The organism is Hydrophilobacter chitinilyticus, assembly GCF_049860745.1.
In the GTDB taxonomy this organism is placed as follows: domain Bacteria; phylum Pseudomonadota; class Gammaproteobacteria; order Burkholderiales; family Burkholderiaceae_C; genus Rhodoferax_B.
Genome location: NZ_CP187561.1, coordinates 2065542 through 2086775, shown reverse-complemented (window position 1 = coordinate 2086775; position 21234 = coordinate 2065542). Strand labels below are relative to the sequence as shown.

19 protein-coding genes are annotated in these 21234 nt (G+C 62.2%); 5 read left to right on the top strand and 14 right to left on the bottom strand.

Going from position 1 to position 21234, the window contains the following annotated elements; all coding sequences use genetic code 11:
• Window positions 1–195: 195 nt before the first annotated feature.
• Window positions 196–672, top strand: a complete 477-nt coding sequence (bfr, locus tag ACPWMG_RS09395; protein ID WP_483304373.1) for a bacterioferritin — start codon at window positions 196–198, stop codon at window positions 670–672.
• 72 nt (window positions 673–744) lie between these two features.
• On the opposite strand, the gene ACPWMG_RS09390 is transcribed toward bfr, so the two are convergent.
• Window positions 745–1518, bottom strand: a complete 774-nt coding sequence (locus ACPWMG_RS09390; protein ID WP_483304372.1) for an SDR family oxidoreductase — start codon at window positions 1516–1518, stop codon at window positions 745–747.
• Between the two features lie 94 nt (window positions 1519–1612).
• Window positions 1613–2581 carry a LysR family transcriptional regulator gene (locus tag ACPWMG_RS09385; protein ID WP_483304371.1) on the bottom strand — a complete coding sequence of 323 codons (969 nt, stop codon included), beginning with the start codon at window positions 2579–2581 and terminating at the stop codon, window positions 1613–1615.
• Window positions 2582–2712: 131 nt separating this feature from the next.
• Between ACPWMG_RS09385 and ilvD the strand changes: the two genes are divergently transcribed.
• A complete protein-coding gene (gene ilvD, locus ACPWMG_RS09380; RefSeq protein WP_483304370.1) occupies window positions 2713–4413 on the top strand; it encodes a dihydroxy-acid dehydratase in 1701 nt (566 codons plus the stop codon).
• A gap of 134 nt (window positions 4414–4547) precedes the next feature.
• Window positions 4548–5480: a DMT family transporter gene (locus tag ACPWMG_RS09375; RefSeq protein WP_483304369.1), complete on the top strand. Its 933-nt coding sequence runs from the start codon at window positions 4548–4550 to the stop codon at window positions 5478–5480.
• 16 nt (window positions 5481–5496) lie between these two features.
• Here the strand turns inward: ACPWMG_RS09375 and ACPWMG_RS09370 are convergent, their stop codons facing one another.
• Both ACPWMG_RS09370 and ACPWMG_RS09365 read right to left on the bottom strand, forming a co-directional pair.
• On the bottom strand, window positions 5497–6024 hold the full coding sequence (locus tag ACPWMG_RS09370) for an Mpo1 family 2-hydroxy fatty acid dioxygenase (protein WP_483304368.1): 528 nt from the start codon (window positions 6022–6024) through the stop codon (window positions 5497–5499).
• A gap of 89 nt (window positions 6025–6113) precedes the next feature.
• Complete coding sequence (locus tag ACPWMG_RS09365; RefSeq protein ID WP_483304367.1) at window positions 6114–7142, bottom strand: AraC family transcriptional regulator; 1029 nt, start codon at window positions 7140–7142, stop codon at window positions 6114–6116.
• 74 nt (window positions 7143–7216) lie between these two features.
• On the opposite strand from ACPWMG_RS09365, the gene ACPWMG_RS09360 reads away from it, so the two are divergent.
• A complete protein-coding gene (locus ACPWMG_RS09360) occupies window positions 7217–8467 on the top strand; it encodes an MFS transporter (protein ID WP_483304366.1) in 1251 nt (416 codons plus the stop codon).
• A gap of 34 nt (window positions 8468–8501) precedes the next feature.
• Here the strand turns inward: ACPWMG_RS09360 and ACPWMG_RS09355 are convergent, their stop codons facing one another.
• From ACPWMG_RS09355 to ACPWMG_RS09335, 5 genes are all read right to left on the bottom strand, one after another.
• The gene (locus ACPWMG_RS09355) at window positions 8502–8942 is read right to left on the bottom strand and encodes a VOC family protein (RefSeq protein WP_483304365.1); all 441 of its coding nucleotides are present in this window, start codon (window positions 8940–8942) and stop codon (window positions 8502–8504) included.
• A gap of 50 nt (window positions 8943–8992) precedes the next feature.
• Window positions 8993–10171, bottom strand: coding sequence for an NAD(P)/FAD-dependent oxidoreductase (locus ACPWMG_RS09350; protein ID WP_483304364.1), 1179 nt, complete (start codon window positions 10169–10171; stop codon window positions 8993–8995).
• Between the two features lie 54 nt (window positions 10172–10225).
• Complete coding sequence (locus tag ACPWMG_RS09345; RefSeq protein ID WP_483304363.1) at window positions 10226–11569, bottom strand: glycerate kinase type-2 family protein; 1344 nt, start codon at window positions 11567–11569, stop codon at window positions 10226–10228.
• Between the two features lie 77 nt (window positions 11570–11646).
• On the bottom strand, window positions 11647–13275 hold the full coding sequence (locus ACPWMG_RS09340; RefSeq protein WP_483304362.1) for an alkaline phosphatase family protein: 1629 nt from the start codon (window positions 13273–13275) through the stop codon (window positions 11647–11649).
• Window positions 13276–13438: 163 nt separating this feature from the next.
• Complete coding sequence (locus ACPWMG_RS09335; protein ID WP_483304361.1) at window positions 13439–14155, bottom strand: YidX family protein; 717 nt, start codon at window positions 14153–14155, stop codon at window positions 13439–13441.
• A 270-nt stretch (window positions 14156–14425) separates the two neighbouring features.
• Here ACPWMG_RS09335 and ACPWMG_RS09330 point away from each other — a divergent pair, with 270 nt between their 5' ends.
• On the top strand, window positions 14426–15832 hold the full coding sequence (locus ACPWMG_RS09330) for an 8-oxoguanine deaminase (RefSeq protein ID WP_483304360.1): 1407 nt from the start codon (window positions 14426–14428) through the stop codon (window positions 15830–15832).
• 503 nt (window positions 15833–16335) lie between these two features.
• Here ACPWMG_RS09330 and ACPWMG_RS09325 read toward each other — a convergent pair.
• From ACPWMG_RS09325 to ACPWMG_RS09305, 5 genes are all read right to left on the bottom strand, one after another.
• Window positions 16336–17067, bottom strand: coding sequence for a GntR family transcriptional regulator (locus ACPWMG_RS09325; protein ID WP_483304359.1), 732 nt, complete (start codon window positions 17065–17067; stop codon window positions 16336–16338).
• Window positions 17068–17115: 48 nt separating this feature from the next.
• Entirely contained in the window at window positions 17116–17781 is a 666-nt protein-coding gene (locus tag ACPWMG_RS09320) for a cysteine hydrolase family protein (protein ID WP_483305216.1), read from the bottom strand.
• A gap of 101 nt (window positions 17782–17882) precedes the next feature.
• On the bottom strand, window positions 17883–19568 hold the full coding sequence (locus ACPWMG_RS09315) for an ABC transporter ATP-binding protein (protein WP_483304358.1): 1686 nt from the start codon (window positions 19566–19568) through the stop codon (window positions 17883–17885).
• 25 nt (window positions 19569–19593) lie between these two features.
• On the bottom strand, window positions 19594–20292 hold the full coding sequence (gene biuH, locus ACPWMG_RS09310) for a biuret amidohydrolase (protein WP_483304357.1): 699 nt from the start codon (window positions 20290–20292) through the stop codon (window positions 19594–19596).
• Between the two features lie 22 nt (window positions 20293–20314).
• A complete protein-coding gene (locus ACPWMG_RS09305; RefSeq protein WP_483305215.1) occupies window positions 20315–21232 on the bottom strand; it encodes an ABC transporter permease in 918 nt (305 codons plus the stop codon).
• Between the last annotated feature and the right edge of the window lie 2 nt (window positions 21233–21234).

Sequence of the window (21234 nt, the reverse complement as noted above, 5' to 3'; positions counted from 1 at the left end):
GCCATGCACGGCCGGTATTGTGCCCAGGGCCTTACTTTCAAGCGATTTACGCCCCAATGCAAATGCAACTGATTGCAGCTTCCATACCCATACGCACGCATACCGGGTATGCGGGGGTATTGGCTACACAACGCGACGAAATCGAGCGTCTGACCGATACTCGCGGGCAATCCAAAAACATAAGAACGGCACACCATGCAAGGCAACCCACAAGTCGTTGACTACTTTATTGATCTGCTGCGCGGCGAACTCGCCGCGCGCGACCAATACTTCGCCCATTCGCGCATTTACGAAGATCTGGGCATGGCCGCCCTGTACACGCGCATCGACCACGAGATGCAAGAAGAAACCCAGCACGCCGATGCGCTGCTGCGCCGCATCTTGTTCCTCGGTGGCAAGCCCGACATGCGCCCGAAGGACTTCACGCCCGGTTTTACCGTGCCCGAGATGCTGCAAAAAGACTTGGACACCGAATACGCCGTGCGTAAAGCGCTGCGCGACGGTATGGCCTTGTGCGAAAGCGTGGGCGACTTCGTGAGCCGTGACGTGCTGCTGGCCCAACTGCGCGATACCGAAGAAGACCACACCTACTGGCTCGAGAAGCAACTGCGCTTGATCCAGATGGTTGGCCTGCAAAACTATCTGCAATCGCAGATGGGAACACCAGCTTAAGCGCCCCCGTTTCTCTCATTTCGCAAAAGCCCTGTGTTCTACAACACGGGGCTTTTTTTCGTCAACAGCGTGTTAGCGGGTGGTATAGCCACCGTTGGCAAAAATCGTCTGACCGGTGATCCACCAGCCTTCGGTCACTAGGAAGCGGATCAAGGGCGCGATGTCTTCGATGTCGGTCAAACCCTTGTGCGAGTAGCCAGACAGCGCTGCAGCCGTTGAGTGGTAGGCCGTCGACTCCTTGGACTCCTGGCCATAAAAGAATGGCGTGTCCATGGGGCCCGGACCCACGGCGTTGACCGAAATACCGCGTGCGCCAAACTCCTTCGATGCCGCGCGCGTGTAGTGTTCCACCGGCGCCTTGCTGCCGGGGTAGATGGCGTAACCGTCGGTGTAGGCGGCGAGCAGCGAGCTGACGATGGTGACGATGCTGCCGCCCTCGTTCATGGTGCGGCCGGCTTGCTGCATGAAGAAGAACGCGGCCTTCGAGTTGGCGTCAAAGCTCTTTTCGTAGTCGGCTTCGGTCACTTGCAAAATTGGCTTCTTGATGACCACGCCGGCTGTGTTGATGGCCACATCCACGCCGCCCAGGCGCTTCACGGTTTCATCGAACAGCTTGGTGTTGTTCTCCACGATGGCCAGATCGCCCTGAAAGGCGAAAGCCTTGGCGCCCTTGGCTTCGAGTTCGGCCACGGTTTTGTCTGCTTCAGCTTTGGACGAGGCGCTGTTGTAATGCACCGCGATACCGGCGGCGCCAGCATCCACAAATTGGTGGGCGATCAACGCGCCGAGATTCTTGCCACCACCGGCGATGATGGCAACTTTGCCTTGGAGTGTGCGTGCGGACATGTCTGATTTCCTGCTCAAAATAAATGAGCTTTCAGTCTAAGAATGTGGTCGCGCGCGTTTTGACACCAATGCCGCAGCACATTTCAAAGAGAAATCAGGCCAATGCGGTGCTGGCCGAAGACGTCAATTGCTGCGCCACAAATTCAATAAACCGCGCAAGCGAAGGGCTGGCGTTGGCCTCTGGCCAGACCAAACTGGTTTCACAACCCGGCGCGGCCAAACCGCCGATCTTCTTGCGCCCTTTGCGAACCTCGCCGTCCAGCGCGCGGTACACCACCCCCGGGCGTTGAAACTGCCGCACGCTGGCCGGCACCCAGGCCACGCCCAAGCCCGCCGACACCAGGTTCACGATGGTCTGCATCTGGATGGCTTCTTGCGCCACCTGCGGCGAGCGCCCGGCGGCGTGGTACAGCGCAAAAATCGCATCGAACAACGACGGCACGATGTAGCGCGGAAAGATCACCAGCGGCTCGCTCAACACGGCCTCCAGCTCGAGCACGGCCACCTGTGCCAGCGGATGCTGCTCCGGCAGCGCCAAGACCAAGGGCTCCTGCGCTATCAAGCTGCGCGCCAAACCCTCGGGCGCAAAGCCGCTGGCGTGCAACATGAAACCCGCATCGATCTCACCGCGCGCGAAGGCCTGCAACTGCACGTCGCCCGTGGCCTCGGTCAGCTCCACGCGCACTTGCGGGTAACGCTCGCGAAAGCCGCGCAACCACTGCGGCAACTGAGCAAAACCCACAGTGGAGACAAACGCCAAGCGCAGCCGCCCCAGCTCCCCCGCCGCCGCCGCGCGCGCATGCACCGGCAGCATCTGCGCGCGCGCCAGCAGCTCCAGCACCTCAGGCAACAGCGCGCGCGCCGCTGCTGTGGGCTGCACGCTACGTTTGGTGCGGTCAAACAGGCGCACTTCCAACAAGCGTTCCAATTGGGCAATGGCCTGCGTCAGTGGCGGCTGTGTCATATGCAAGCGCTCTGCGGCGCGGCCAAAGTGCAATTCTTCAGCCAGCGTGGCGAACTGGCGCCACAGGCGTAGCTCAATCCAAGGGGTGGTTTCTTTCATACGCCAAATGAATTAATAAGCCATGAAAAATAGATTGGAAACCTATTTTGACTCGGCGCATACTTCGGTCTGCCAAAAACCTGGCGCAGAGATGCCGGCCGGTTAAAAAATCATCCCCACGAAAGCTAGACATGGAAACCAAGACCATCCAGATCAACCGCCGCAGCGCCAACATCACCGAAGGCAAAAGCCGCGCGCCCAACCGCTCCATGTACTACGCCATGGGCTATGAAGAGAGCGACTTCAAGAAGCCCATGGTCGGCGTGGCCAACGGTCACAGCACCATCACCCCTTGCAACTCTGGCCTGCAAAAGCTGGCCGATGCCGCGATTGCCGGCATTGAAGAAGCCGGTGGCAACGCCCAGGTGTTTGGCACGCCCACCATCTCCGACGGCATGGCGATGGGCACCGAAGGCATGAAGTATTCGCTGGTGAGCCGTGAAGTGATCTCCGACTGTATTGAGACCTGCGTCGGCGGCCAATGGATGGACGGCGTGCTGGTGGTCGGCGGCTGCGACAAGAACATGCCTGGTGGCATGATGGGCATGCTGCGTGCCAACGTGCCGGCCATCTATGTGTACGGCGGCACCATTCTGCCCGGCAAGTACAAGGGCCAAGACCTAAACATCGTCAGCGTGTTTGAAGCCGTGGGCCAAAACGCCGCCGGCAACATGAGCGACGAAGACCTGGTAGAGATCGAGAAGCGCGCCATTCCTGGCACCGGCTCGTGCGGCGGCATGTACACGGCCAATACCATGTCGAGCGCCTTTGAAGCGTTGGGCATGAGTCTGCCCTACTCGTCCACCATGGCGAACCCGCATGACGAGAAGCAAAACTCGGCCAAGGAATCGGCCAAGGTGCTTATCGAGGCCATCAAGAAAGACTTGAAGCCACGCGACATCGTCACCAAGAAGTCGATTGAAAACGCCGTGGCCGTGATCATGGCCACCGGCGGCTCAACCAACGCCGTGCTGCACTTCCTGGCCATTGCCCACGCCGCTGGTGTGGAGTGGACCATTGACGACTTCGAGCGCATGCGCAAGAAGGTGCCCGTGCTGTGCGACCTGAAGCCCAGCGGCCGTTTCCTGGCGGTGGACCTGCACCAGGCCGGCGGCATTCCGCAAGTCATGAAGGTGCTGCTGAAAGCTGGCCTGCTGCATGGCGACTGCATCACCATCAGCGGCCAGACGATTGCCGAAGTGCTGAAAGACGTGCCGGACGTGCCACCCAACCAGGAAGTCATCCGCAACATCGACAAGCCGATGTACGCCGAAGGCCACTTGGCGATTTTGAAGGGCAACCTGTCGCCCGAAGGCGCCGTGGCCAAGATCACCGGCTTGAAGAACCCCGTGATCACGGGCCCTGCGCGCGTGTTTGACGACGAGCAATCCGCCCTGGCCGCCATCTTGGCCGGCAAGATCGTGGCGGGCGACGTGATGGTGCTGCGCTACCTGGGCCCCAAGGGCGGCCCCGGCATGCCTGAAATGTTGGCCCCCACCGGCGCGCTGATCGGCGCTGGTTTGGGCGAAAGCGTGGGCCTGATCACCGACGGCCGTTTCTCCGGCGGCACCTGGGGCATGGTGGTCGGCCACGTGGCGCCTGAGGCGGCCGCCGGCGGCAACATCGCCTTCGTGCGCGAGGGCGACTCCATCACCATCGATGCGCACAAGTTGGTGCTGGAACTCAACGTGCCCGAAGCCGAACTGACCAAGCGCCGCGAAGGCTGGACACCGCCCAAGCCGCGCTACACGCGCGGCGTGCAAGCCAAGTTTGCGTTCAACGCCTCCAGCGCCAGCAAGGGCGCGGTGTTGGACGACTACGCGGACTGCTGATCCGGTAGCGCATCCCTCCAAAACCCAGCGCCTCGCGGTGCTGGGTTTTTTTATGGGCGGCACCGCAAATCTCGGCAAAACACCACAAGAGTCTCTCGACAAATTTGACCTGCCACAGCGGCGATGATCCCCCCATGCAGAACAAACCTCTTTTAGGCTCCCTGATGGTGCTTGGCGCCGCCATGTTGTGGGGCACCACCGGTACAGCGCAAAGCCTGGCGCCGGTTCAACTCTCGGCTTACTGGGTGGGCGCGCTGCGTCTGGTCATGGCCTCGGCCTTTTTCACTCTCTACGTGTGCATCACCCAGCCGCGCGCCTTGCTACTGGACGATCTGCGCCGCCTGCCACTGCGCTGGGTACTGGTGTCGGGTGTGTTTGTGGCGCTCTACAACCTGAGCTTTTTTGCCGGCGTGCGCGAGAGCGGTGTGGCCGTGGGCACAGCCATCGCCATTGGCAGCGGCCCGCTGTGGGCTGGCTTGCTGCAGTGGCTGGTGGCGCGGCAAGCGCCGCGCCCGGTGTGGTGGATTGGCACGGTACTGGCCGTGGCCGGTGGCGCGTGCATGGTGCTGGCGGGCAATACCGACCACCCGGTCAACGCGCGCGGCGTGGCGCTGTGCCTGTGCGCGGGCTTTTCGTATGCGGCCTATGCGCTCATCAATCAGCGCCTAGTGCAAAAGGCTGCGCCGTCTACCGTCACGCTGTTGGTGTTTGGCACCGCCGCCCTCTTCGCCGTGCCAGCGGCTCTGGCCTGGGCCGATGGTTTTGTGATTTCGGCCAGCGGTTGGCTGGTGGTGGGCTACCTTGGCTTGGTGGCCACAGGCTTGGCCTATTTGCTGTTCAGCAGTGCACTGCGCTACATCAGCGGCGCCACCAGCGTGACCCTGGCATTGGCCGAGCCGCTGACCGCCTTCTTGCTGGCGATTGTGGTGGTGCGTGAACAACCGCCGACTGGCGCCTTCATGGGCCTGGGCTTGGTGTTGCTGGGCCTGGCGGTGGTGATCTGGGTGGAGATGAAGTCGCCCGCCGCGCGCAGCGTGGACGGCAAGGCGGCTTCAGCCGCCGCTTAAAGGCGGCTCACAAGTCTTACGCGCGGGCCGCGTCTGCTGGGCCGCTGCGGGTCTTGCCCGCACGGGCTTCCACCGCCTCGCGCAGGTGGGACAACAGGCCAATGGCGAACAGCGCTTCGGCCACCACAAACAACGGGCCGATGATCAGGCCCATCACGTCGTCCATGAAGGCCGGTTTACGGCCTTCCCAAAAGTGGCCGACGAACTGGAACACCCAGCCCACCACAAAGCAACCAATGCCGATCGACAACCACGTGCTGGTGCTGTGTGTACCCGCCCAGGCGCCGAACCAGACCGACAAAGCCAGCAGTGCGGCCATCAGCAAACCCAAGCGCACATTCAGCCGCAGGTAATAGGCCGCAGACGCCAAGGCCACCACCATCGCCATCGACACACTAGCCCCGCCCACATCAAACACCGGCCGCGACAACAGCGCGGTGATGCCCAGCACGATCAACGGAATGCCGACAAAGTGCGTAGCGATGTTGCGCCGGTCGCGGTGGTAGGCGGCGTATTGCGAGAGTTGATCTTCCAGCGTTTTCATGGGGGTTGTCTCCTTCCATTGTTTTTCGTGCCCGCATCATCCAACTTTCGCCCCGTGGTGTGTGTCACCTTCCGGTCAACGCCATGGTTTTACGCAGCCGCTAATACGGTTTCGGCTCGCGACGCGCTCGGCGGATGGCCAATGATGCGTTTGAACGCGCGACTGAACGAGGCCTCGGAGTCGTAGCCCAAGCGGTCGGCGGCCACGGCGATGCGCATGCCTTCGTTGGCGATCCACAACCGGGCCTGGAACATCTTCACCTTGGCCACGTACTTGGCGGGGCTCTCGCCCATGGTGCGGGTAAAGGCCTCGGCAAAGCTGGAGCGCGAGGCTCCCATCACCTCGGCCAGCACGGGCACGCTCCAGTCGCGTTCGGGGTCGGCGTGGATGGCGGCAATCACGCGGCCGATCTTCGGGCAGCGCACGGCGGCAATCCAGCCGGTGGAGTCGCTGCAGCCACACTCCACCCAGCTGCGGATGATGCTGGCGGCCAGCACATCGGCCAGGCGCGCCAGGATGCCGCAGGCACCAATGCGGTCGAGGGCTACTTCGCGTTCCATGGCTTCCAGCAAGGCCGGCACCGTGGGGTCTCGTTGGGCCAGGTCACCGGCCAGCATCACCTCGGGCATCATGGTGACCAGCGGGTGCAAGGGGTCGAGGTTGAAGCGCAGGCTGCCGCAAAACATCACGTCGGCGAGCGTGGCATCGTCGTGCTCGGGCGTTGTCGCCACTGGCCCCCGGCGGGCGGCATCGCCACCCACCAAGTAAATGTTGTCTGAAACCGCCACGCGCGAGAGCGACGCAATATCCACCGCAGGCACATCCGGCGCGCTGGCCAAAATGTGAAAGCTGCCGCGCGGCAGCAGCACCGCATCACCCGCGTTCAGCCGAAGCCAATCACTGCCCGGCGTGCGCAGCCAACAACCGCCAGCAGCCACAAAATGGAAACGCGCCGAGCGTTGTGCGGGATAAGCCACCGCCCAAGGCGCGCGCATCACACAGCGGCCATACTCCACACCATCCAGGCGCAGGCCGAGCAAAATTTCGGTCAACAAGTCGCGCTTGTCGACGGCCTCGCGCGAAGCCAGGCCACCATCTTCGGACAAATAGTCAAGCATTTAGGTCTTTTCGGCATTCAAACGCCGGAATATTAAACCTAAGCTATCAAACTAGTCCATCTAAAGGTTTAAACGTGTCCTCCTCCTGCTCTGAATGCATTGACGCCGCGCCCGCCGTCACCGCGACCACTGCCGCCACCGCCGCTACAAAACCAAACCCCTCGCCAGCCAGCGCCGAGGCCCAATGGCCCGCCGTCGCCTCATTGGCACTGGGGGTGTTTGGTCTGGTAACCGCCGAATTCTTGCCCGCCAGCCTGCTCACTGCTATGGCCAGCGACCTGCACATCACCGATGGCGCAGCCGGGCAAGCCGTCACGGCCACCGCCTTGGTGGGTGCCGTTGCCGCACCGTCCATTCCGCTGCTCACCCGCAGCCTCGACCGCCGCCACGTGATGCTGGCGTTGACCCTGCTGTTGATCTTGTCGAACGTGCTGGCCGCCACCGCGAACAGCTTGCCGGTGCTGCTGGTGGCGCGTGTGATGTTGGGCATTGCCCTGGGTGGCTTTTGGTCGATGTCGGCCGCGCTGGCGATGCGCCTGGTGCCCGAAGCCCTGTTTGCGCGCGCCATGTCGCTGATCCTCACGGGGGTGTCGGTGGCCACGGTGTGCGCCGCGCCTTTGGGCGCCTGGATGGGCGACATGTGGGGTTGGCGCAGTGCCTTCATGGCGGCAGGTGTGGTCAGCGTCGTCACGCTGGCGGTGCAATTCCTCACCCTGCCCGCTCTGCCGCCGCGCGACAACCCCAACCTGCGCGTGCTGGGCGAACTGCTCACCCGCCCACCGGTGCGCGTGGCTTTGCTGGCGGTGCTGCTGGTCATCTCTGGCCACTTCGCCGGCTTTACTTACATTCGCCCGCTGATGGAAAACGTCACGCAGTTGTCGGTCAGCGCCATCACCATGGTGCTGCTGGGCTATGGCATTGGCGGCTTCTTCGGCAACTTTGCCGGTGGCTGGGTGGCTGGGCGCAGCGAGCGTCACGCCATCGTGCTGGGCGGCGCGTTGATTGCGTTGCTAGCAGCCAGCCTGTTGATCGGCGGCAAGTCGGTCATCGTCACGGCCATTGCCATTCCGCTGTGGGGCTTTGCGTTTGGTGCGTTCCCGGTGGGCTTTCAAACTTGGATTGTGCGTGCCGCACCCGACCAGGCCGAAGGCGCGGGTGGCTTGCTGGTGGCGGCGTTCCAGATCGCCATTGCCAGCGGCGCGATTGGTGGCGGCTTGTTGGTCGACCACATTGGCGCCCTGGGCGGCCCGGCCTTTGCCGTGGGCGCGCTGACACTCGGCACACTGCTGACGCTGCGCTACGGCCCGCGTCCGGCACGCGCTTAAACCGTTGCGGCGCTGAGCATCGTCTACAAGCTGCTCAGCCTTTCTCCCCTTTCTCCCAATAGCCGCCCGCCCGGTAATTGCCGAAGTACCAAAGATGCCCCTCGGGGTCGCGCACCATGTAGCCGCGTGCGCCGTATTCCTCGGTTTGCAAGGGGCGCACCACGTCGATGCCCACGGCCGACGCCACGGCGTAGTGCGCATCGGGGTCGTCTACATACAGGCTGATGATGTGCGATACGCCGCCCAGTGTGCGCGGGCTGAAGCAGCGAAACTCGGCTTTGGGCGACGACACCATCACCACGCCGTTGCCCAGGCTCAACTCAGAATGCTCTACCCGGCCACCGGCGCCGGGCACCACAAAGCGCTGGGTAAAACCAAACGTTCGGCACAACCAGGCAATGGCGCTGGGGGCGTCGTCGTAGGTAATGCCGACATAGAGATCGGACGGGATGCTGGAAGGTACCGCTGTGGACATGGCGCTGCTCCTGTCTGGCAGCCTCAATATGGCACACATCGCGGCGCAACTCAAACCACATTCAGCTCCAGCACGGGCTTGCCGTCCAACACCCGCTGCCAGCCAAACACCGAAAGGTCGAGCGTGCGGTAGCCGCCAAACGCCACCAGCTCAGACAAGGCCCGCCCCACCGCTGGCGACTGCTGCAAACCGTGGCCGCTGAAGCCGTTGGCGAACAACAGGTTGTCGATCTCGGGGTGGGCGCCGATGATGACGTTGTGGTCTAGCGTGTTGACGTCGTAATGCCCGGCCCAGGCGCGCTGCACGCGTAGCGCCTCAAAGCCCGGCACGCGCGCGGCCAGCAGCGGCCACAACACCTCGTCGAACAAGTGGTGCTGCACCTCGAAGTCGAAACACTCGGGGTCTTGGTCAGCGGGTGGGCTGATGCCGCAAATAAAACCTTTGCCTTCGGGCCGAAAGTAAGCGCCGGTGGGGTCTATGACCATAGGGCAGTCCGGCAACTGCGCCGGGCTGGTGACGTAGAACACGCTGCGTTTGCGCGACGCCACGGGCAACGTGTGGATGCCCGCCGCGCGCGCCAGTGCGGGAGCGCCGGTGCCAGCCGCGTTGACGAGCGTGCCGCAGGCTATGGACTCGCCATTGGACAAGCGCACGCTGGTGATGCGGCGGGCGCTGCGCTGTACACCCACCACCTGCGCCTCGTGGTACGTGGCGCCCAAGGCGATGGCTTTGCGGCGCAGCGCTTGCATCAAGGCGTAGGCGTCGAGCCAGCCTTCGCCGGTGACGCCAAACGCACCCGCGGCCAGGTCATCGGTTGTGAGCCAGGGCCAGCGGTCTTTGATTTGAGCGGGTGTGATCAACGCCACATCGGCACCCAGCGAGGTCTGCAGTTGATGGTTGGCGCGCAACACGGCTTGCCCCGGCGGCGTAGCCAGGAACAGATAACCACCTTCGACAAAGCCCACATCGGGCCGATCACCATCGACCGCCAAGGTGTCGCCCAGGCCGCGCAAAAACTGCGTGCCGAACAGTGACATCAACACGTTCTCGGCAGTAGAGAACTGGTGGCGGATGGACGCGGCCGAACGTGCCGTCGCGCAGTGGGCGTAGCTGCTGTCTTTTTCAAGCACCAGCACCGAGCCCTTGAACGCAGGCTGAGCAGCGAGGAAGTACGCCGCCGCACTGCCCACGGCAGCACCACCAACGATCACCACATCAAAATGCTGCATGGCGGGGCTTTAAGAAAAATATGCCTTTGGCGCTGATCTAACTTGCGCGGGCAGCTACAAAATCAGGAGTGCACGAAAGTCGTTCACATTCGTGTGTGTAGGCCCGCTCACCACCAAATCGCCCAGGCCGGCAAAGTAGCCATAGGCGTCATTGCGCGCCAGGTGTTGGTCGATGTTCTGGCCCCGTGCTTCGGCGCGAGCCAGTGTGTCGGGCGCCACCCAGGCGCCAGCGTTGTCTTCCACACCGTCGATGCCATCGGTGTCGGCGGCCAATGCAAACACGCCCGGCTGCCCCTGCAGCGCTTGCGCCAGCCCCATGCAAAACTCACCCGCTCGTCCGCCGCGACCGCGTGGTGTGCCTTCGGGCACAGCCTTCACGGTGACGGTGGTTTCGCCACCGCTCAGCAGCACACACGGGCGCGGCCAGGCGCCCTTGCCTTGTGCCACGGCACGCGCCAATGCGGCGTGCACCTTACCCACTTCGCGCGACTCGCCTTCGATCTCATCGCTCAACACATAGGCCGATAAACCAGCGGCCCGCGCAGCTTCAGCGGCCGCTTGCAGCGACTGGTTGGGCGTGGCGATGAGGTGTGCCGCCTGGCCTTGGAACACCGCCGCGTCGGGCTTGGGCGTTTCAAGTTCGCCACCGCGCAACGCGGCCGCCACGGCCTCGGGCACGGTGATGTTGTAGCGCTCCAGAATCGCCAGCGCATCGGCACAGGTGGTGGCGTCGGGCACGGTGGGGCCGCTGGCAATCACCGATACATCGTCACCCGGCACATCGCTGATGGTGAGCGTGACCACTTGCGCCGGCGCACACGCCGCCGCCAGGCGCCCGCCTTTGATGCGCGAGAGGTGTTTGCGCACGCAGTTCATTTCCACAATGTTGGCGCCGCTGTGCAGCAGCTCGCGGTTGATGCGTTGTTTGTCGCTCAGGGCCAAACCTTCGGCCGGCAACGTCAGCAGCGACGAACCGCCGCCCGAAATCAAACACAGCACCAAGTCGTCTGCGGTGAGGCCTTGCGTGAGCGCCAGAATGCGTTCGGCCGCCGCCAACCCTGCGGCATCGGGCACCGGGTGCGCCGCTTCCACCACTTCGATACGCGAAGGCAGCCCCTCGGGGCGCGGCGGCGTGTGGCCGTAGCGCGTGACCACCAGCCCGCTCAGCGGCGCATCGGCCGGCCACAGCGCCTCGACCGCTTGCGCCATCGCGCCACCGGCTTTGCCTGCGCCCAACACCAGGGTGCGGCCACGCGGGGGCGGTGGCAAAAACGCGGCGGTGTTGCGCAGGGGCAGCGCGCGTTGCACGGCCACGTTGAACAGGTGTTCGAGAAAGGCGCGGGGCTGCACCTTGGGATCGGGAATTGCGGCTGAGGTGGTGTGATCGTTTGTGGTCATACGGGCGTGGTCTCCTGCCCGCATTTTGCCGTGCGCTGAGATGGCGGAGACACGATATTCAATCGCTGTTCATGCACTCAAGGTAATGGCAACAACCGCCCCTCGCTGGTAGAGGGCGCCGCAACCTTCAGCACACGCGCCAAGGTGGGCGCAATGTCGACCACTTCCACGCGCTGCTCCACCTTGCCCGGCTTCACCCAGGTGGGGCCCCAGGTGAGGATGGGCACGTGGGTGTCGTAGGTGTAGGGCGAACCATGGGTGGCGACGGAGTTGCCAAACATCCAATACGGCTTGAGGGCGAACTGCACATCGCCCGACACGCTGACGTTCCAACTGCGCTCCATCGCGCCAAAAAACGGTGCCCCAGCGCGGCTGCGCGACGACAGTTCTTGGCGGGTGTAGGCCTCGGCGATGCCAGGCTGCGCCAAAACCGCAGTGCGCGCGGCATCGGCCACGGCGTCGAAGTTGAGGCCGCGCGCGGCGATCAATTTGCGATCCAGTACCAGTGCCGAGGCTGACAAGGCCGTCACCAATTTGGGTGCGCCGAACTTCGCCTCCAGCGGCGTGTTCACATCGGTCAACAGTTTGCTGCCCGAAATGCGGCCGGCCGATTTACCTTCTGAGGCGCTGACCTCGGGTGCGGGCATAAAGCCATGGTCAGCGGTCAACACCACCAGGTAGCGGTCTCGCCCGATGGTGGTGTCAAGGTGCTGAAAGAAGGCTTGCAGCATGCGGTCGAGTTGCAAGAAGTGGTCGTGCGACAAACGCGACTCGGCGCTGTACGCATGGTTCACATAGTCGTGGCCCGAGAGGCTGATGCTGATGATGTCGGGCGTGGCGTCGTCGCGGCCCAACTGCTCGCCGTCGATGGCCGCGCGCGCGAAGTCCAGCGACAGTTGGTCGGCAAAGGGGCTGCGCAACAGCGCGCGGTAGAACTCGGCGTTGGGCGCGGCCACACCGGGCTTGCCCATGCGCATCGGCAAGCCGCCGCCGTTCGGCCCGAACCACGGCTGGTTGTCGGGGATAGAGCGTTCATAAGCGGCTTCGGGCAAGAGCGGCTTCCAGTCGGTTTGGAAATAGCGGTCTGCGGGGCGGGCGTTGTTGAACGCGTTGACCCACGCCGGGTGTTGAGGCATGTAGAAGGTGCTCGACGCAAACTCCCCCGTGTCGCCCATGTACATATAAGCCGTGCCGGTTTTGCCGGCCGGCAAAATTGCGCCCCGGTCTTTGCCCGAGATGCCAATCACCTTGCTGCCCGGATGTGCCTGGCGCAGCATGTCACCCACGGTCGAGACCTGCAGGTTCTTCGGGCTGGTGCCATCGAGTGGGTTGGTTTTATTGCCGATGTATTGGGCCGAAATATCGCCCGTGCAATACACCTCAGCACCCGTCTCCACATCACGCCAGTCGTTGCCGATGATGCCGCTGCGGTGCGGGTAAGCGCCGCTGAGCATGGTGGCGTGGCCGGCCGCCGTGACGGTGAAGGCATGGCCGTAATGCGCCTCGGCAAACCAGGCGCCACGGTCGAGAAAGCGCGCAAAGCCATCGGGCGCCAACTGGTCGCGGTAGGCGGTGACTTGGCGCATCGGCAAGCCGTCTACGGCCATGAAGACCACCAGGCGTGGGGCTGGGGCGCCTTCTGCGGTACCTTGGGGCGCACTGGTGCAGGCCACCAAAGACAGTATCGAGAGAAGTGTCCCGATCAAAAAAACAGGCCGCGTGGTGCGGCCGAAATTCGATGGAAGATTTTTTGGTTGATGCGTCATCCATCAACGATAAAAAGGTCTTACTCCTATGCGGACTGGGGTAATCCCCGTTGTGTTCTTCTCGCCAACATTTTGGGCCCATGGTTTGACCGTGGCTAAAGCGTTATCGGTGGCTCACTAAAACTGCAGACAACACCAGGAGTTGAAGCGGTAACGTGCCCACATCAAACAAGATGGCGAATGGAAGAGCGGCCGCCTTTTCCAAGGACTTACCTGCGTCCTTTACTTGGGTGCTTTCTTGAACATAGAAGCGCACCGGCCTACTCTTTGAAAACTTTTTGGAAATTCCGTCGAAATTATTCAATTTCGCATAGATTTTTCCAGTTAAGTCAAAGTTTCTCCTATACGCCACCTCAGATTTTCCTGATGAATTTACGATAGCGTCCTTCGAAAATCCCAAATTTTTCAACTTTGAAGTTAATTCATCCGTATATACAAGGCCGTCACCACCATAAAGCATAGAGATACTGCCGGTGAATGCATCACCTGAGATCACCAGCTCTGTAGGCTTATCACCATTCACCTGTAAAAACTTTGGATCCAGTGTTTCAGCAATTTTTTCGATATCTTCAATGCCTTTTTTCAGAATGTAGGTGTTGTTGGTTCCAACCAGCACCAAGTCATTCTTGCGAGGGCTATCGCCGTCGACCTTTGGCCGCCCCACCGCCACAATGTTGTCTTCAGCAACCAATGTTTTGGTTGTCTGGGTTTTAGTGGTAGGGGAGGCAGCAACCAATGCTGAGGCACAGCCTGTCAATAAAACTGAAGAAAAAACTAGCACAGCAAATTTAATAGATAAAAAACTTTTCATAGAATCCATTATTGAAATTTCATTACACAAAATGTTCGTTTAAAACCATAGAGATGGTCGCAACAGGTTTGAATACTAACGATCTAAAAATCAAAATAAAACAGGTTAAAAACAAAGCAAACACATCATTGGTGCAAAATTAACCAAATTACAGCTAATAACACCGCCCACTTGCCACCACGAAATATCCAAAGTTTTGATTCATCGACGCTCGCTCGCTGAAAGCGCGGATAATTTCACGCTTGTTGTATGCCCGTTGTCACACGTCAACGTCCACCGATGTCCACCCTCCTGATCCGCAACGCGCATTGCGTGGCCACCTTCGACCATGCTGACCCCACCCAGGCACGTGAGTTACGTGACGCCTCGGTCTTCATCCGTGACCACCGCATTGAAGCGATTGGCCCGGCGGCCGACTTGCCGCAAACCGCCGATGACGTGATCGACGCGCGCGGCCATCTGGTCACGCCGGGGCTGGTCAACACCCACCACCACATGTACCAGTCGCTCACGCGGGCGATTGCGTCGGTGCAAAACGCCGAGTTGTTTTCGTGGCTGCGCGGGCTGTACCCGATCTGGGCCGGGCTGACACCCGAGATGGTGCGTGTGTCGACCCAGGTGGCCATGGCCGAATTGCTGATGAGCGGCTGCACCACCAGCAGCGACCATCTCTACATCTACCCCAACGGCGTACGGCTGGACGACAGCATTGAAGCCGCGCAGCAGATCGGCATGCGCTTTGTGGCCACGCGCGGCAGCATGAGCGTGGGCCAAAGCCAGGGCGGCTTGCCGCCCGACCGGGTGGTCGAGCGCGAAGACTTCATTTTGAAAGACACCCAGCGCCTGATCGAGCGCTACCACGACGCCAGTCATGGCGCCATGGTCAACGTGGCGGTGGCGCCGTGTTCGCCGTTTTCGGTCAGCCGCGATTTGATGCGTGAATCGGCACTGTTGGCGCGCCAGTATGGCGTGCGCCTGCACACCCACCTGGCCGAAAACGACCACGACATTGCCTATTCACGTGAGAAGTTCAACTGCACGCCCGCCCAATACGCGCAAGACCTGGGCTGGCTGGGCCATGACGTGTGGCACGCCCACAGCGTGAAGCTCGACGACGAAGGCATCAGCCTGTTTGCCGCCACCCGCACCGGCGTGGCGCACTGCCCCTGCAGCAATATGCGCCTGGCGAGCGGCATTGCGCCGATTCGCAAAATGCTGAATGCCGGCGTACCGGTGGGGCTGGGGGTGGATGGCTGCGCCAGCAACGACGGCGCGCACATGGTGGGCGAAGCGCGGCAAGCGCTGTTGTTGGCCCGCGTGGGCCGGGCGCTGGAACCGTTTGGTTGCGACCACGGCCCGTCCGAGATGACGGCGCGGGACGCCTTGGCCTTGGCCACACGTGGCGGTGCCGAAGTTTTAGGCCGCACCGATATCGGCCACTTGGCTGTGGGCCAATGTGCCGATCTGGCGATGTTTGATTTGGGAACGTTGGGTTTTGCGGGCGGTGCGGTACACGATCCCGTGGGCAGCCTGCTGTTGTGTGCCAGCCCGCAAGCCGCCTACACCGTGGTCAACGGCCGGGTGGTGGTGCGAGAAGGCCAACTTGCCACGCTGGAGTTGGCGCCGCTGGTACAAAAGCACAACGCGCTGGCCATGCAACTGGCTGCGTCGGCGCGATTGGTTTGAAACTCTAAAAAGATAGCTGCCTGCGCTCAACTGGCAAGCGCTGGTAGTCATTTTTTCTTATGAAAACACGCCTCCGCTTTCAGCGCATTTCTGGCTGAATTTAAGCTTTTAGCAGTGGGGGTGTTTGAAAACCTAGGCGGAGAACCCGCCTTGGGGAGGATGCCCGGCCTGCGCAGACTGGGCCATCCGTGGGCCGAGATCGACTGAGCGACCCGACCGGAAATCTTCAGTGGGGAGCGCTGGGTTGGCGCGGAGGCGCTGGACGACGGGTCGGAGGACCGGAGCGTTTGTCGTCAGCGCGAATGATGTTCGAGTCACCTAGGGCGTTCATTTTTGATTCCTTGAAGTCGCAAATCCCGGGGTTTCAATCCCTCGGGTACATCCACAACGCAGCAAGTCACCACCCGGTTGACGTCAAAAGCAACGCCGACATACATCTTTTTTACTGGTAAAAACCCCAGGTTTCAGCCCAAAACCTGCCAAGGATGGCAGGTTCCCAAAGATCAAACCGGCCCCGGCTTGCTGCTCTGCCGCGCCAGATGCACTTGGTGCAGCGTGATTTTGCGCACCTCGGACTGGCTGGTTTCAATGTGCGCTCGCAGCAGCATGGCGGCCTGGTCGCCACGTTTGTGCTGCACGGCTTTCAAAATATGGGCGTGTTCATCGTAAGTCGCATCGATGCGCGCCTGCTGGGTAAAGTCCAACCGGCGGATGATGCGGATACGCTCACTCACGTCACGGTGCACCCGCGCCATCTCGGCATTGCCGGCAGCGGCGACGATGGCGCAGTGGAAGTTTTCGTCCCACTCTGCCACCTGCGCCATGTCGGCGCTGCGCGCGTCTTCGGGCACCAACCAGATCGCGGCCAGGGCGTCCAACACATCGTGCTGCACGCCCACGCCGTCTTCACACAGGCGGCGCACCGCCGTCGTCTCCAACACCATGCGCAGGTCGTAGAGCTGTTCAAACTGGTCGAAGTCGAACGGCAACACGCGCCAGCCGCTGCGAAACAGCACTTCCACAAAACCCTCTTGCTGCAAGCGGAACAGCGCTTGCCGCACGGGTGTGCGCGACACGCCCAGGCGTTCGCTCAATTCGTTTTCGGTAAAGCGGTCGCCAGGCACCAGCTTGAAATCGGCCACGTCGCGCTTGAGCTGCGCGTACACCTCGTCGGCGCGGGAGCGAAAAGGCGCGGCGGTGTCAGTGGGTAAAGAGTTCGAAGCGATTTCAGACATGTGAGGGTGAGGAGCCAGGCAGTCAAACAAGCCAGGCCTTAAATAACGTTAGATCGACGCCAGCGCTTGGTGCAAAGCCGCGCTGGGAGCCGTCCAACCGACGATACCACCTTGGGCGCGGATCATCTCTAAAGCCGCCTGTTTGAAGTGGGGAAAGTAACTCTCGGTGCAGTCTTCCAATAGCAAACAGTCGTAGCCCCGGTCGTTGGCTTCACGCATGCTGGTCTGCACACAGACTTCGGTGGTCACGCCACCAAAAATCAAATGGGTGATGCCGTTTTTGCGCAGCATCTCTTGCAGGCCGGTGGAGTAAAAAGCGCCCTTGCCGGGTTTGTCGATGACGATCTCGCCGGGCTCGGGCGCCAGCGCCGGAATGATTTGATTGCCCGGTTCACCCGCCACCAGAATGCGGCCCATGGGCCCCACATCGCCGATGCGTAATTTGGGGTTGCCACGGTTGCGCTTGGCGGGTGGGCAGTCTGACAAATCGGCGCGGTGCGATTCACGTGTGTGCACCACCAAGCCACCGGCCGCACGCCAAGCCTGCAACACGGCTTGTGTGGCGGGCACGATGGCCTCTAGCAGCGCCACGTTGTTGCCCAAGGTCTCGCCAAAGCCACCGGGCTCAATGAAGTCGCGCTGCATGTCGATCAACACCAGGGCGGTTTTCTCCAGCGGGCAAGTGAACGTGAAAGGCTGAGCTTCGATCTGCACGGTTTTCTCCTGGTGCGTGTGCCGGTGGTGGCTGAACTTGCCGCGCAGATGGCGTGAGGTGGGTGCTGTGGACGGAGATAGCGTGGATGTTGCCGTTTTGCTCATGCGGCCACCGTGTCGTCTTCGTCTTCCATGTCGATGTCGTCAGATCCACCGTGGCCATGCCCTCCATGCCCGCCGCCCATGTGGGCGCCCAGCACATGGCGCTCGGCTGTGGCGGCCGGTGTTTCGTAGACCACGCGGCCTTCGCTCATCACCACAATGCGATCGGCCAGCTCCAACAACTCGTCCAAGTCTTCGCTGATCAATAACACCGCGCCGCCCGCTTCGCGCACCTGCAAGATGCGCGAGTGGATTTCGGCCACGGCCGCAAAATCCAGGCCGAACACCGGGTTGGCGGCAATCAGCACATTGATCTCGCCAGCCAGCTCGCGTGCCAACACGGCACGCTGCACGTTGCCGCCAGAAAGACTACGGATCGGCGCGCCCTCGCCTTGCGTCTTCACGCCGTACTCGGTGATCCAGTCGCGCGCGCGGCTGCGCCAGGTGGGGAAATGCAGCAAGCCGCCTTGCGTCAACGGCGGCTGGTCGAAGTCGCGCAGCGCCATGTTTTCAGCCACGCTGAGGTCGCCCACACAGGCGTTGCGCAAAGGTTCTTCGGGCAGGCTGCGCACTTTGAGTTCACGGTTTTCGGCGCGGCGTGCGTGGTACGGTTTGCCCATCACCAGCACCTGGCCAGACAGGCGTGGGCGCTGCCCCACCAGCGCCTCCACCAGCTCGCGCTGGCCATTGCCCGAGACGCCGGCCACGCCCAAAATTTCACCCGCGCGCACTTCCAGATTCAAGTCTTGCACCGCCAGCGTGCCACGGTCGCCTTCGGCATGCAGGCCTTGCACGCTGAGCTTCACGGGGCGCAACGCCAGCTCGTCGACCGCTACCTTTGTGGAAGCGTCGTGCGCTTCCTGCAAGCGTTTCTCGGCCAGTTTTCGTTCAAACTTTTCGGGCGGCACCGCCACGCGAGCCGACTCACCGCCCTCGCCCATCATGGCTTCGGCCAGACGCTGCGGATCGGTCTCGGCCACGCTGCAATGGTGCACGGCCTTGCCTCGGCGCAGCACGGTCACACCGTCGGCATAGGCCATCACTTCGCGGAACTTGTGCGTGATGATCAGCACCGTGCATTTGCCGCTGCGGGCGATGGCGCGCACGTGGCCCAACACTTCGTCGGCCTCTTGCGGGGTGAGCACCGAAGTCGGCTCGTCCAGAATCAACAAACGCGGCTGCAGGTACAACTGCTTGAGCAGTTCAAGCTTTTGCTTTTCACCCGCCGCCATGTCGGCGGGGCGTGCATCCAAGTCCAGGCTGAAAGGTGTGCTGGTCAAAAATTGCGCCAGCTCTTTGCGTTGTGCTTTCCAGTCGATGCGGTTCGGCATCTTGCCGCCGGCGAGCAGAAGGTTTTCGGCCACCGTCATACCCGGCGCCAACGTGAAATGTTGGTACACCATGCCAATGCCGAGTGTGCGCGCAACGATGGGGTTGGCAATGTCTTGCTCGCGCCCGTCGATCAAGATGGCGCCCTCTTCAGCCTGCTGAAAGCCCGCCACACACTTCACCAAGGTGCTTTTGCCAGCGCCGTTCTCGCCCAGCAAAGCGTGCACGCTGCCAGGCTCCACACGCATCGTCACGTGGTCCATCGCGGTGAAGTTGCCGAAGCGTTTGGTCAGCTCGTAGGTGTCGAGCGCCAGCGCGTCGGTGCGGATGGCGGGGGCGTCTAAGGGGGCAATCATGGTGACGTTCCTCCAGTGAATTCAGCTAGGCATTGAGCGCCGCGAGCAGCGCGTCAGAACGGGCATGCGCGCCGAACACGCCGCCCTGCATGGTGATCATGTTCAACGCCGCCTGGTGGTTGCCTGGGTCGGTGGCGGCCGTGCAGTCCGACAGCAGCAGGCATTCATAACCCCGGTCGTTGGCGTCGCGCATGGTGGTGTGCACACACACGTCGGTGGTGATGCCGGTGAGGATGATGTTTTGAATGCCCGCCTGACGCAGCACCATGTCCAGATCAGTGGCGTAAAACGAGCCCTTGCCCGGCTTGTCGATGACCACCTCGCCCGGTAGTGGCGCCAACTCTGGGATCAACTCCCAACCCGGCTCGCCGCGCACCAGAATGCGCCCGCACGGCCCGGCGTCGCCAATGCCCACGCCGCCTGTGCCAATCTGCTGCGAGCGCCAGCGTTTGTTGGCTGGCAAGTCGGACAAATCAGGCCGGTGCCCTTCACGCGTGTGGATCACCATCAAGGCCTTGGCGCGGGCTACTTCCAGCAGCGTGCGCAGCGGTGCGATGGGGGCACGGGTGAGCGAGATGTCGTACCCCATCTTGTCGACGTAGCCGCCCACGCCGCAAAAGTCGATCTGCATGTCGATCAAGATCAGCGCCGTGTTGGCGGCACGCAGGTCGCCGTTCCAGGGCCACTGGTAAGGTTTGGCTTGCACCGAGGAGAAAGTCTTCATGGCATCAATTAGTTGACAAGCGTTAGCGCATCGACAGCTCACCCGGGCTGCCTTGCGCCGCCGTACCAGGTTTGCAGCTCACCACCAAAATGACCAGCGTGAGCACGTAGGGCACGGTGTTGAACAAGTGGTAGCCCCAGCCCACACCAATCGACTGCAACGCAGGGCCCAGAGCGCCAGCCGCGCCAAACAAGAAGGCCGCGCCCACACAACGCAGCGGGCTCCAGCGCGCAAAAATCACCAGCGCCACGGCAATCAAACCTTGGCCGCTGGAGATGCCTTCGTTCCAACTGCCGGGGTAAAACAAACTCAGCGAAGCGCCGCCCAACCCGGCAATGAAACCGCCCACCGTGGTGGCCGCAATGCGCGTGCCGTTCACCGGGTAGCCGAGCGCCCGCGCAGCGTTGGCCGAGTCACCTGCCAAGCGCACCAACAGGCCCAAGCGGGTGTTGGCAAAGGCCCACCACAAGGCCACCGCCACCAGCAAACCAATCGGCAGCAAGGCGTTGATCTCCAACGCGGCGCGCACTACTTGCGAGTCGCTCCACCAGCCCAGAGGAATGGACGGAATTTGTGGCGCCTGCGGCTGGATGAGGGGCTTACCCAAATAAAACGCCAGACCCGTGCCCAGCATCATCAGCGCAATGCCGGTGGCAATGTCGTTCACCCCCGGCAGCGAGCACAACACGCCGTGCAACGCCGCCAACATGGCGCCAACCAGCGCGCCGAGCAGCACGCCCAGCCACGGCGAGCCCGTGAGGTAGGCGCCGCCAAAAGCGGCCATGGCGGAGAACACCAACACACCTTCCAGTCCCAGGTTGATGCGGCCCGACTTCTCGGTCAAACATTCACCCAGACTGACGAACAGGAACGGCACGCCCACCCGCATGCCGCCGCCGATGATGCCGGCGGCCATGGCCACCCATTGGTCGTTGGTCAAGC

Bases quoted from the DNA above. Each gene is read 5' to 3' on its own strand.
- bfr (WP_483304373.1), top strand. From the start codon at position 196: ATGCAAGGCAACCCACAAGTCGTTGACTACTTTATTGATCTGCTGCGC.
- ACPWMG_RS09390 (WP_483304372.1), bottom strand. From the start codon at position 1,518: ATGTCCGCACGCACACTCCAAGGCAAAGTTGCCATCATCGCCGGTGGT.
- ACPWMG_RS09385 (WP_483304371.1), bottom strand. From the start codon at position 2,581: ATGAAAGAAACCACCCCTTGGATTGAGCTACGCCTGTGGCGCCAGTTC.
- ilvD (WP_483304370.1), top strand. From the start codon at position 2,713: ATGGAAACCAAGACCATCCAGATCAACCGCCGCAGCGCCAACATCACC.
- ACPWMG_RS09375 (WP_483304369.1), top strand. From the start codon at position 4,548: ATGCAGAACAAACCTCTTTTAGGCTCCCTGATGGTGCTTGGCGCCGCC.
- ACPWMG_RS09370 (WP_483304368.1), bottom strand. From the start codon at position 6,024: ATGAAAACGCTGGAAGATCAACTCTCGCAATACGCCGCCTACCACCGC.
- ACPWMG_RS09365 (WP_483304367.1), bottom strand. From the start codon at position 7,142: ATGCTTGACTATTTGTCCGAAGATGGTGGCCTGGCTTCGCGCGAGGCC.
- ACPWMG_RS09355 (WP_483304365.1), bottom strand. From the start codon at position 8,942: ATGTCCACAGCGGTACCTTCCAGCATCCCGTCCGATCTCTATGTCGGC.
- ACPWMG_RS09350 (WP_483304364.1), bottom strand. From the start codon at position 10,171: ATGCAGCATTTTGATGTGGTGATCGTTGGTGGTGCTGCCGTGGGCAGT.
- ACPWMG_RS09345 (WP_483304363.1), bottom strand. From the start codon at position 11,569: ATGACCACAAACGATCACACCACCTCAGCCGCAATTCCCGATCCCAAG.
- ACPWMG_RS09335 (WP_483304361.1), bottom strand. From the start codon at position 14,155: ATGGATTCTATGAAAAGTTTTTTATCTATTAAATTTGCTGTGCTAGTT.
- ACPWMG_RS09330 (WP_483304360.1), top strand. From the start codon at position 14,426: ATGTCCACCCTCCTGATCCGCAACGCGCATTGCGTGGCCACCTTCGAC.
- ACPWMG_RS09325 (WP_483304359.1), bottom strand. From the start codon at position 17,067: ATGTCTGAAATCGCTTCGAACTCTTTACCCACTGACACCGCCGCGCCT.
- ACPWMG_RS09315 (WP_483304358.1), bottom strand. From the start codon at position 19,568: ATGATTGCCCCCTTAGACGCCCCCGCCATCCGCACCGACGCGCTGGCG.
- biuH (WP_483304357.1), bottom strand. From the start codon at position 20,292: ATGAAGACTTTCTCCTCGGTGCAAGCCAAACCTTACCAGTGGCCCTGG.